This window comes from Veillonella dispar (genome assembly GCF_937975875.1).
In the GTDB taxonomy this organism is placed as follows: Bacteria; Bacillota; Negativicutes; order Veillonellales; family Veillonellaceae; genus Veillonella; species Veillonella dispar_B.
Genome location: NZ_CALJSP010000096.1, coordinates 1 through 11,495, shown reverse-complemented (window position 1 = coordinate 11,495; position 11,495 = coordinate 1). Strand labels below are relative to the sequence as shown.

The window sequence follows — 11,495 nt, the reverse complement described above, 5'->3', positions numbered from 1 at the left end:
AAGTGCTGCCCCATTGGTAAGAACACTCTTTTTGAGAGCGTCCAGAGAGTACAAGATTTATTCTTGAAGCATTTAGGTCAAGCTATCCGCATGTCTGATCGTAAACGTCCCATGCCTCGCGAGTCTGTAAAACCTGTTATGACAAACTCTCGCATGGAAGCACAAGGTATGATTTCTTAGATTGATCTCTTACATAATTAGACATACATCTCTCCACACTCCTTTATATACGTAAAAGTCCTCCTTGTTGGAAATCCAATGAGGAGGATTTTTACTTTTACTATGAAAAATATTTATAATATCCATTTTATACGTCCTATGGTATGCCCCTAATGTGTCGTCTATGGTATGATTAAGATACATTATTAATTAGATAAGGAGACTTCCATGAAACAAGCTATTTTAGTTGTTGCCTTTGGGTCCACTGTTGACAGTGCTCGTGAACATAATATTGATTCCGTTGTGGAGCATATCCGTAAATCCTATCCAGATTATACTGTGGAATTAGCATTTTCTTCTCGTATTATCGTTAAACGTTTACGTGAACGCGGTATTGAGGTGCCTACTGAACAAGGGGCGTTAGAAAAACTTATCCAAGACGGGTATACACATGTGTATGTACAACCACTTCACTTCACTGGCGGTGAAGAGTTTGATAAATTGAAAAATAATATCCTTGCTCATGAAGGGGAGGGCCAACTAGAAGTGTTGCGTGTAGGTCGACCACTCGTATATTACATAGGGCAAGAAGAGCATCCAGATGATTACCAAATCTTAATTGAACGATTCATTAAATCTCTTAACATTTCTAAGGACGACGGTTTATTACTAGTTGGTCATGGTGGCCTTGGTTCTGGTAATTCCTCATATGGTAATTTACAATTTAAACTAATTCGTGAGGGGCTTACGAATGTACGTATTGCGGTGCTAGAAAATGCGCCATATGTAGCAGACGTAGCTATGCCATGGGAATGGCTTGATGGGAAGCGTCCAAATACAATTTATGTGCACCCATTATTATTAGTTCTTGGAGATCATGCACAAAACGATCTCTTTGGTGACGAAGAAGATAGCGTTATTAATGAACTTGCCGATTATGGTTATGAAGTTAAACCAATCCATAGCGCACTTGGTGAATATGAAGCAATACAAGATATCTTCCGTCAACATGTGCAAGATTGTATTGATGATTTGTATGGCAAACGTAGTTCACATCGTCCAACAATTCCAAATATTAAATAGTAGTTTTGTATATCTTGCATAAATTAGTTATAATAAAAGAAATGAAATTTATAAATAGAATGTAACTATAAGAATAGGAGAACCCCATGAAAGGTAAATTATATGGCATTGGCGTAGGCCCTGGCGATTCTGAATTAATGACTGTGAAAGCTGCTCGCATCGTAGGTGAAGCAGATATTATCATCACACCTAAAACAGAAAAGAAAGATGGTTCTGTAGCACTTAATATTGCATCCCCATATATTCAAGAACATACAGAAATCGTTCCTGTAGTATTCCCAATGGTATTGGATGATGCTACACAAGAGGAAGGTTGGCAAGAAGCAAAACGCATTATCTTATCCTACTTAGATCAAGGTAAAAGCGTTGTGTTCTTAACATTGGGTGATCCTATGTTCTACAGCACATACATGTATGTATATCGCTTGATTGAAAATACAGGCCATGAAATTGAAACAATTCCTGGCATTACTGCTTTCTGTGCTATTGGTTCCCACCTTGGTTATCCAATCGTAGAGAAGGAAGAAGTATTAGCTATCGTTCCTGCTACAGCACCTAAAGAAAAAATTGATGCTGTATTAGCCGTAGCTGATGATGCAGTAATCATGAAAGTGTACAAAAACTTTGATGAAGTACAAGAAACATTGATTAAACACAATATGGCAGATGATGCGGTTATGATTAGCCGTGTAGGTTTGCCAGATGAGCAAGTATTCGTAGGCCTTGATAATATGCCAAAAGATACTAAACTCAACTACTTGTCTACAATCCTTGCAAAACGTAAGGACCGTTAACAAACACGTCGTATTACGAGGTAATATTTATGAACACAGTACATATTCCACGTGTTGTCATTGCTGGCACTAACTCTGGTGTAGGTAAAACAACTATCGTAGCGGGCTTATTGGCTGCTTATGCAAATGGTGGACGTACGGTGCAATCCTTTAAAGTGGGCCCGGATTATATTGATCCGGGCTTTCATAAAATTGCATCCGGCCGTGACAGCTATAATTTAGATACGTGGCTCGTGCCACCTCACAAATTAAATCCCTTCTTTGCTACTATGGCAAATGGTGTAGACCTTGCTATTATCGAAGGTGTTATGGGCTTGTATGATGGTGGACGAGAAGGCGTTAGTTCCACTGCCCAAATTGCTAAGCAATTGAATGCTCCCGTTGTGCTTGTTATCGATTGTAAGGCGATGGGTGAAAGCGCAGCAGCCATTGCTAAAGGATTTCGTGATTATGACTCAGAGGTAAACTTTGGTGGTGTCATTCTTAACCGTTTAGGCTCTGCTAACCATGAGCGCATGGTTCGTGAAGGCATGTCCAAGATTGGTGTTCCAGTCATTGGTGCTATTTATCGCGATGACCGTATGCACTCTCCGGAACGTCATTTAGGCCTCACACCGGTTACCGAAATTGATCCAACAGAGGCTATAAATACGATTCGTGAAGCTGTTGAAAAAATGGTTAAGCTCGATCAATTATTAGAAATCGCATCTAGTGCACCAAGTATTGAATTACCCGATGCAGTAGATCCTAAATCCGTAGAAAAACGAGTTAAAATCGGTGTAGCCTATGATGAGGCGTTCTCTTTCTATTATCCAGCAAGTTTAGCCGCCTTAGAGGAAAAAGGTGCTGAAATCGTATACTTTAGTCCTCTTAATGACTTTGAAGTTCCTGATGTAGACGGCCTAGTATTTGGCGGTGGTTTCCCTGAAATGTTCTTGTTCCAACTCTCTAGTAACGAGTCAATGAAGGAGTCTATCCGTCAAGCCAACGAACAAGGTATGCCTATTTATGCTGAATGTGGTGGCCTTATGTATTTATGTGAGAGCATCCACGATTTCGAGGGTACCATATATGATACGGTAGGTATTGTACCAGCTAATTGCATTATGCAACAAAAGCTACAAAAAGTAGGGTATGTTACAGCAACTGCAAAGAGAGATACTTTATTAGGCGCTATGAATACAGCTATTCGTGGTCATGAGTTCCATTTCTCCACTATGGAGCCGACTATAGAGGACTTCCCATGGGCATTCCACTTAGAAGGGGGCCGCAAACCTCAATCCTATGATGGAGGCTTTGCCACAGACAATGTATTAGCATCGTATTTACATTTAAACTTTGCTGGTTCTGATGAAGGAGCGCAACATTTTATTGATATATGTGCTAAGTATAAAGCTAAAAGGAGCTAATTATGAGTGAACGAGGCTTAATTTTAGTTAATACCGGCAATGGTAAAGGTAAAACAACAGCAGCATTAGGTGTTGCATTACGCGCTGTTGGCCAAGGCCTTAAGGTTTTAATCTTACAATTTATCAAAAGTGGTAATGGCTATGGCGAACTAGCAGGTCTTGCTAAATTAGGGGACCAAGTAGAAATTCGTTCCATGGGTAAGGGATTTATTTACTATAAACGAGATGAAGTAGGCGAGGCTGAATTGGCACGTCACAAAGAGGCAGCTCAAGAGGCTTGGCACACATTAGTGGAAGAGGTAAATTCAGACCGATGGGACATCATCATTATGGATGAAATCAATAATGCCATTAATTATGAGCTTATTGATGTGAATTCTGTAGTAGATATGCTTAAACATAAACCTGAGCGCTTACACGTAATTTTGACAGGCCGTTATGCTAAACCTGAAATCGTTGACATTGCCGATACGGTAACAGAGATGAAGGTAGTAAAGCATGCTTATGAAAAGGGTATTAAGGCTGCTAAAGGCATAGAGTTTTAACTTATACGTCATAGGAATAATTAAATCTAAAATTTTCGAAAAAGTTCTTGCTAAAACTATATCGAAAATGTATAATATAGTCATAAGCACAAGGTGCTAAATATTCTTGACATTAAGTATGTATATAAGACTAACCAGGAGGTTAATTATGGCTGTACATGATTACATTAAATCCGGCGATTTCGCTACTGAAAAACACGTTCCTGTTATTGAAACTGTTGACACTGTAAAAGCAGGTGAAACTTTCCACGTAACATTGTCCGTTGGTAAAGACATTGCACATCCTAACACTGTAGAACATCACATTGAATGGATCAAATTGTACTTCGTAGCTGAAGGTACTCAATTGCCATTCGAAGTTGGTGAAATTTCCTTCAACGTACACGGTGACGGCGCAACTGCAAACGAAGGCCCTGTACACGCAATCTCTGAAGGTTCTTTGGCAGTTTCCTTGAACAAATCTGGTAAATTGATTGCTGTATCCTACTGCAACATCCACGGTTTGTGGGAATCCGAAAAAGAAATCACAGTTGCTTAATTAACTTAATCAACTAATAAAGACCAGCCTTAGGGCTGGTCTTTTTGTATGTAAATTGTAAGGATAACTGAAATAATCATACTAAAATTGTGTCCGCACTCAAAAGAGTTTTGTTTTTATATAGTGGATAAATTGCTTTATATCCCTTTACAGTGCTATTTGTTTATGGTAAAGTATATGCATATTGATTTTTAGTAGAATAAGTTAAATGAGGGATTATTGTGGCCTTAATCGTTAAAAAGTTTGGTGGCAGTTCCGTAGCTACACCAGAAAAAATATTTAATATTGTTGATCGCGTCCTTCGTGAGAAGAAAGAAGACGATAAAATCGTTATTGTTGTATCTGCTATGGGCGATACAACAGATGACTTAGTAGCATTAGCTAAAGAGGTAACATCTAAGCCTTATGGCCGTGAAATGGACCGCTTATTATCTACAGGTGAGCAAGTAACGATTGCATTAATGGCGATGGCATTCAACGAACGTGGTCATAAAGCGATGTCCTTAACAGGTGACCAAGCAGGTATTACAAGTAGTGATACATTTAATAAAGGCCGTATTTTGGGCGTTGATCCAAATCGCGTGTTTGAAGCTTTGGATGAAGGTAATATCGTAGTTGTGGCAGGTTTCCAAGGTATTACTGAATATGGTGACATGGTTACTTTAGGTCGTGGTGGCTCCGATACAACTGCTGTTGCGTTGGCAGGTGCTATGAAAGCTGATGTGTGTGAAATCTTCACAGATGTTGAAGGTGTTTACTCTACAGACCCTCGCGTTGCAAAAGAGGCTTTCAAATTAGAAGAAGTAACATATGGCGAAATGCTTGAGATGGCACGTCTTGGTGCAGGTGTAATGCAACCTCGCGCCGTAGAAATGGGTTTCCGTTATGGTGTACCTATTCACGTACGTTCAACATTTAGTGACAAAACAGGTACTATTATTCGGGAGGATTATACTGTGGAAGCAAATAAACACGTAATTACTGGCGTAGCTGACGATACTAATACAGCAAAAGTAGCCCTTGTAGGCGTTGAAAATAAACCAGGTGTGGCAGCAACTGTATTTAAAGCATTGGCTGCAAAAAATGTGGACGTTGATATGATTGTTCAATCTATCCGTGCCGTAGGTGAACCTAAAACTGACCTTATCTTCACAGTAGCTATGGATGATGTTGTACTAGCTCGTGAAGTATTAGCAGAATTACAAAAAACTGTTGATATCGAAGCTGTAAACATCGACGAAAAAATGGCAAAGGTTTCTATCATTGGTGCAGGTATGTTAGGTCAACCAGGCGTAGCTGCTCAAATGTTTGATATCTTGAGCCAAGAAGGCATCAATATTGAAATCATTTCTACTTCTGAAATTAGTATTTCTTGCCTTGTTGCTGAAAATCGCGTTAAAGATGCTGTTCGTGTAATTCACAACGGCTTATTGTTAGACCAAAGAGGTTAATTCATGGATAGTCTACGTAGTTTTATGGATGAAATGCTTAATGACCAAGGTCGTAAGGAAGGTTTCATTAGCGATCTACTAGGAAATCTTAAAAATCAGCCTATTCCAACATTGGAGCAAGCTCAAACCGGTTATACTACTGTGAGTAATTTACACGGTATTTTCTATGATTATGATAAGGCCGAAGTTACTATTTCTTATAAGGTGGTACCTGATATGTACCCACCATATACATTGAGCTTTGTACAATTCCAAGCAGTGCTAGAAGGCTTATTAACCTTGCGCCGCAATCAAAAGTGGCAAATGCAACATAATAAATAAAATGAACCCCATGGGCTGTATGCCTGTGGGGTTTTTGCGTTGTCATAGTATTATTGTTATATTTATTACAATTTAATCAATTGATGAGTGTAACGTTTTAATATGTAGTAATTTACTAATAATATGCAATTTCGATAATTATTCTTAACATCTATATATAGGGTCGTCGATATGTTATAATAAATTGTTAGCATGAAATTAGTTATATTTATATAGAAAGAAGGGACAGCATGGAAATAAATAAGATTTATTCTGGCTTTCGCCTTGACCGCATTGAGCGCATTGATGAGATCAATGGTACCGCTTATGAAATGAAGCACGAAAAGTCTGGTGCTCGTTTAATTTATATCGATTCACCAGATTCTAATAAAGTATTCAATATTGCTTTTAGAACAACACCTCATAATAGTACAGGTGTAGCACATATTATGGAGCACTCCGTTCTATGTGGTTCTCGCAAATTCCCATTAAAAGAGCCATTTGTTGAACTTGTAAAAGGTTCTTTAAATACGTTCCTAAACGCTATGACATATCCGGATAAAACGATGTATCCTGTAGCGAGTAAGAACGATAAAGACTTCCATAATTTGATGGACGTATATCTTGATGCTGTATTCTACCCACGTGTTCGTGAAGATGCAGAAATCGTAATGCAAGAGGGTTGGCATTATGAGCTCGAAAATGCAGAGGATGAACTTACCTACAAAGGTGTTGTATTCAATGAGATGAAGGGTGTTTACTCATCTCCTGACTCTGTATTAGAACGCCAAATGATGCGTGAGCTTTTCCCAGATACTACTTATGGCGTTGACTCTGGTGGGGATCCTGATTATATTACAGATTTAACATATGAAGAATTCCAAGAGTTCTACCGTGTTCACTATCATCCATCCAATAGTTATATCTTCTTGTATGGTGATATGAATATTGAAGAGCAATTAGCATTCTTGAATGATGAGTACTTAAGTCATTTTGATGCTATTGACGTTCATACGGAGGTAGCTCTACAAGCTCCATTTACAGAAGGTAAAGTAGTGAGCTATCCATATAGTGTAGGTTCTGAGGAGCCAACAGATAATCGTACATTGCATTCCTTTGCGTATGTATTGCCTGATGTAACACCTGAACATAGCTTGGCATTTGAAGTGTTAACACATGCTTTGTTAACATCTCCTGCAGCACCTCTTAAACAGGCGCTGGTGAAAGCTGGTATTGGTTCTGATATTAGTGGCTACTATTTAGATAGCATTCGCCAACCTATGTGGACAGTACAAGCTACAGGTTCTAATCTAGATAAACAAGCTGACTTACAGCGTATTGTAGAGTCTACATTACAAGAGTTATGTGATAAGGGCTTAGATAAAGAGTTATTAGAAGCTTCTTTAAATAGCATTGAATTTGCTCTTCGTGAAAGTGATTTTGGTGGTCGTCCTATCGGTTTAGCCTATATTATTCGTATGATGGATAATTGGCTATACGATAATGATCCATTGGAATTATTACATTATGAAGAGGCATTAGCGAATATTCGAAAAGGCTTAGCTGGCACATATTTCGAAGATTTAATTCGTCATTCCATCTTGAATAATAACCATAAAGTTCTTGTATCTATTTATCCTGAACGTGGTCTTCAAGAACGTAAAGATGCAGAGGTTAAAGAGCATTTAGCCACTTTAAAAGCTAATATGACCTCTGAAGAAATCGACGCAATTGTAGAGCAAACAAAACGTCTAAAAATTCGTCAAGAAACACCAGATAGCGATGAAGCGCTAGCATCTATTCCTTTGCTCGAGTTGTCTGATTTAAATCCTAATATTGAAGCCGTAGAACGTCGTGAAAGTAAAATTGGCAATACTACAGTTCATTTTGTACCTACTTTCACAAAAGGTATCAATTATGTGGGATTGTACTTTAAATTAAATTGCCTCACTGAGGAGGAACTATTCTACGCTGATATTTTAAGTGATATCCTCGGTCGTATTGATACTTCTGAACGCGGTTATGAAGCACTGGCTAAAGATATTAATATGAATTTAGGGGGATTGAGTTCTGATATTACGGCCATCAGCAAAGATGGTAAGCGTGACGAATTTACGCCTCTTATGATTGTGCGTGCGAAAGCATTACATTCTAAACTACCAGATTTATGTCGCTTGATTAATGAAGTCGTAAAAAAAGCAGATTATAGCGATGATCAACGTTTGACTGAACTTGTTCAAGAAAGTAAAGCCATTTGGGATAATGAAGCATTCCGCCGTGGTAATTCCATCGTGAGTCAACGCGTTATGGCTCAAGTTTCTGCTGTTGGTAAGTTTAGAGATAATGGTAATTTAGGATACTATCAAAAAATTAGTGAACTAGCATCTAATCCTGCAGCATTGCCACTTTTACCAGAGAAATTAGCCGAAGTGGCTCGTAAGATATTCCGCGCTAACAATGTAGATATTATGTTTGTTGGTGAAGAAGGCGAATTAGAAGCCTTTGAAAACCTTATGAAACCTTTCGTTGAAACTTGGGATGCTACAGAATTGAGTGATGATGTATTACAAATCACTCGTCTATCTGGCAACGATGGTATTGTTACAGCTGGTAAGGTTCAATACGTAGCACAAGGTGGTAACTTCATCGATCATGGTTTCAAACATGTTGGTCCAATGAGCGTGTTAGAAACGATTTTACGTTATGAATACCTTTGGATTCGTATTCGTGTACAAGGTGGTGCTTACGGAGCATTTGCTAATTTCTATGATGATGGCAATATGATTTTCTGTAGTTATCGTGATCCTAACTTGTTAGAAACTTTAGATGTATATAAAGAGTTGCCTCAATACCTTCGTGACTTTACATTGACTGATCGTGAAATGCGTAAGTATATCATTGGTACTATGAGTTCTTTAGACTTGCCAATGACACCTGCGTTGCGTGGACCACGTGCAATGGGGATGTACTTCAGCGGTGCTAAATTAGAGGACAAAGTAGAGTTCCGTAAACAAGTAATCGCATGTAAGCCAGAAGATATTGTTGCATTAGCAGATGTGGTAGAACCTGTATTGAATGATAATCATATTTGCACAATGGGTAACGAACAAAAGATTAAAGATGCTGGTAATGTGTTTGATAACATTGTGTCTTTAGGATAAATAAGTTTATATCAATAAATGATATTGCTTTAGTTTTACTTTGAGATATCTTCGGATGTATAAGTGGCATATTCTTAATGGATATGCCACTTGTTTTCTGCTATAGGAGAGTTCTAATGAAAGGTAGATTTGCGCCTAGTCCAACAGGATATATTCATCTTGGTAACGTGTGGATAGCACTTTTATCATATATCTCTACACGCCAACAAAAAGGAACGTATGTTGTACGTATGGAGGATATAGACCTACAACGGTCAAAACGAGAACTAGGGGAAGCTTTACTAGATGATTTAGAATGGCTTGGCTTTGAATGGGATGAAGGTCCTCGTGTAGGTGGTCCAGAAGTATCTTATTGGCAAAGTGAAAGACAAACATATTATGCAGACATATTAGAATATCTCGCATTAGAAAAACTAATTTACCCTTGCTTTTGTAATAGAGCGCGACTACAATCTATAGCTTCTGCACCTCATGTAGGCGAAGTGGTGCATCGTTATGATGGAAAATGTCGACATTTACGTGATTTTGAAATACAAGAGTTATGTAATAGCAAAGAACCATCCTTGCGCCTTGCTATAGATTCTTGTGATCTTGAGTTTGATGATCGATGGCAAGGTAAGCAGCATATTCATTTGGAAGGTGAACTAGATGATTATGTATTACGTCGTGGTGATGGTATGTACGCATATAATTTGGCAGTCGTATTAGATGATATAGCTATGGGAATAACTGAAGTGATTCGAGGCGATGATTTACTCGATACAACGGGACAGCAATTATATTTGTATAATACATTACAACAATGCTATCCCCATAAGAATATAGTGGTTCCTAAGTATGGTCATGCCCCACTTTTGGTAGATACAGATGGCCATAGACTTTCTAAACGCCAAAAGAGTATTACAATCCGCGAATTACGAGAACAGCAATGGTCAGCATCTAGAATTTTAGGAGAGTTAGCTGTTGCAGGCGGGCTTATAGATGGTGCTACATATAGTCATCCACAAATAAGCCTTTCTGATTTAATTCATTTAGACCTATCGGTTCCTAGTTTGAGGCAAAAAACAATTGTTATTGAATGATAATAGATACATTGATTTTAGTTCTGAAATGTTTGCTAAAAGCGTATAATTCTTTAACTATAAAATTCGATACATTACATTGACAAAATTCGATATTTATTTATAATAGTATATAAGAGGTGGTTGAAATGACAATTCAACAAGCTTTAGATCAAAAAGTGTGGGCCGTTATTGGCGCCACTGATAAAACCGAAAAGTTCGGCTATAAGATTTATAAATGTCTTAAAGATCACGGATATGAAGTATATCCAGTTAATCCTAATGTTGCAGAAGTAGATGGAGACACTTGTTATTCTAGTCTTTCTGCACTTCCTGTTGTACCAACTGTTGTGGATTTTGTTGTTCCAGAATCAGCGGGATTGGCTGCACTTGATGAATGTAAAGAACTTGGCATTCCAACCGTGTGGTTACAACCAGGAGCGGATAAACCATCTGTTGTTGAAAAAGCACATGCTTTAAACTTGCATGTCATTCAAGATTGTGTATTAGTTCAATTACCGTAGGAGGGTATAATGAGCGAATTAAAAGAATTAAAAACTGCTGAATATCAAGATTTAGTAAATCAAGGTGGCGTTACTGTTATTGATTTCTGGGCTCCATGGTGCGGTTATTGCGTACGTATGATGCCAATCATCGAAGAAATCGCAGGTGAGCTTGAAGGTAAAGCTAACTTTGTAAAAGTAAATGCTGACGAAGAACCAGAATTAGCTCGTAATTTACAAGTTGAAGTATTGCCTACATTTGTTATCCTAAAAGATGGCGAAGTAGTAGATCGTAAAATTGGTTTCTTGCCAAAAGGCGATCTTCAAGGTGCTATTGAATCTAAATTCTAATAATCTGAATAAATCTATATAGATAGAGTAAAAAAGACCTCATCAATGTATGTGAAATACATTGATGAGGTTTTTTTCATATTTTCTACTGATTTTTGATTTTTTGTCAGTTTACTCATTTTTCTAATTGAAGTTTTAAA

11 protein-coding genes and 1 pseudogene are annotated in these 11,495 nt (G+C 38.0%); all 12 read left to right on the top strand.

The genetic code is table 11. The features are described from left to right. Window positions 1-180: pseudogene (locus Q7P05_RS04565) on the top strand (hypothetical protein); the annotation flags it as partial. 207 nt (window positions 181-387) lie between these two features. Further along, on the top strand, window positions 388-1,242 hold the full coding sequence (locus Q7P05_RS04560) for a sirohydrochlorin cobaltochelatase (protein ID WP_119207119.1): 855 nt from the start codon (window positions 388-390) through the stop codon (window positions 1,240-1,242). Between the two features lie 86 nt (window positions 1,243-1,328). Beyond that, complete coding sequence (cobI, locus tag Q7P05_RS04555) at window positions 1,329-2,036, top strand: precorrin-2 C(20)-methyltransferase (RefSeq protein WP_105089349.1); 708 nt, start codon at window positions 1,329-1,331, stop codon at window positions 2,034-2,036. Between the two features lie 29 nt (window positions 2,037-2,065). Further along, window positions 2,066-3,445, top strand: a complete 1,380-nt coding sequence (locus Q7P05_RS04550) for a cobyrinate a,c-diamide synthase (protein WP_303930762.1) — start codon at window positions 2,066-2,068, stop codon at window positions 3,443-3,445. A 2-nt stretch (window positions 3,446-3,447) separates the two neighbouring features. Further along, window positions 3,448-3,990 carry a cob(I)yrinic acid a,c-diamide adenosyltransferase gene (gene cobO / locus Q7P05_RS04545; RefSeq protein WP_303930761.1) on the top strand — a complete coding sequence of 181 codons (543 nt, stop codon included), beginning with the start codon at window positions 3,448-3,450 and terminating at the stop codon, window positions 3,988-3,990. 148 nt (window positions 3,991-4,138) lie between these two features. Continuing rightward, window positions 4,139-4,528, top strand: a complete 390-nt coding sequence (locus Q7P05_RS04540) for a class II SORL domain-containing protein (RefSeq protein ID WP_005386220.1) — start codon at window positions 4,139-4,141, stop codon at window positions 4,526-4,528. Window positions 4,529-4,749: 221 nt separating this feature from the next. Next, on the top strand, window positions 4,750-5,979 hold the full coding sequence (locus tag Q7P05_RS04535) for an aspartate kinase (protein WP_227720151.1): 1,230 nt from the start codon (window positions 4,750-4,752) through the stop codon (window positions 5,977-5,979). A gap of 3 nt (window positions 5,980-5,982) precedes the next feature. Continuing rightward, window positions 5,983-6,300, top strand: a complete 318-nt coding sequence (locus Q7P05_RS04530; RefSeq protein ID WP_005386222.1) for a hypothetical protein — start codon at window positions 5,983-5,985, stop codon at window positions 6,298-6,300. 230 nt (window positions 6,301-6,530) lie between these two features. After that, window positions 6,531-9,440: an insulinase family protein gene (locus Q7P05_RS04525; RefSeq protein WP_303930760.1), complete on the top strand. Its 2,910-nt coding sequence runs from the start codon at window positions 6,531-6,533 to the stop codon at window positions 9,438-9,440. A 116-nt stretch (window positions 9,441-9,556) separates the two neighbouring features. Then, a complete protein-coding gene (gene gluQRS / locus Q7P05_RS04520; RefSeq protein WP_303930759.1) occupies window positions 9,557-10,522 on the top strand; it encodes a tRNA glutamyl-Q(34) synthetase GluQRS in 966 nt (321 codons plus the stop codon). A gap of 128 nt (window positions 10,523-10,650) precedes the next feature. Further along, window positions 10,651-11,025 (top strand): CoA-binding protein, encoded by a 375-nt coding sequence (locus Q7P05_RS04515; RefSeq protein ID WP_303930758.1) that lies wholly within the window; start codon window positions 10,651-10,653, stop codon window positions 11,023-11,025. A 9-nt stretch (window positions 11,026-11,034) separates the two neighbouring features. Continuing rightward, on the top strand, window positions 11,035-11,355 hold the full coding sequence (trxA, locus tag Q7P05_RS04510) for a thioredoxin (protein ID WP_005386226.1): 321 nt from the start codon (window positions 11,035-11,037) through the stop codon (window positions 11,353-11,355). Window positions 11,356-11,495 lie beyond the last annotated feature (140 nt).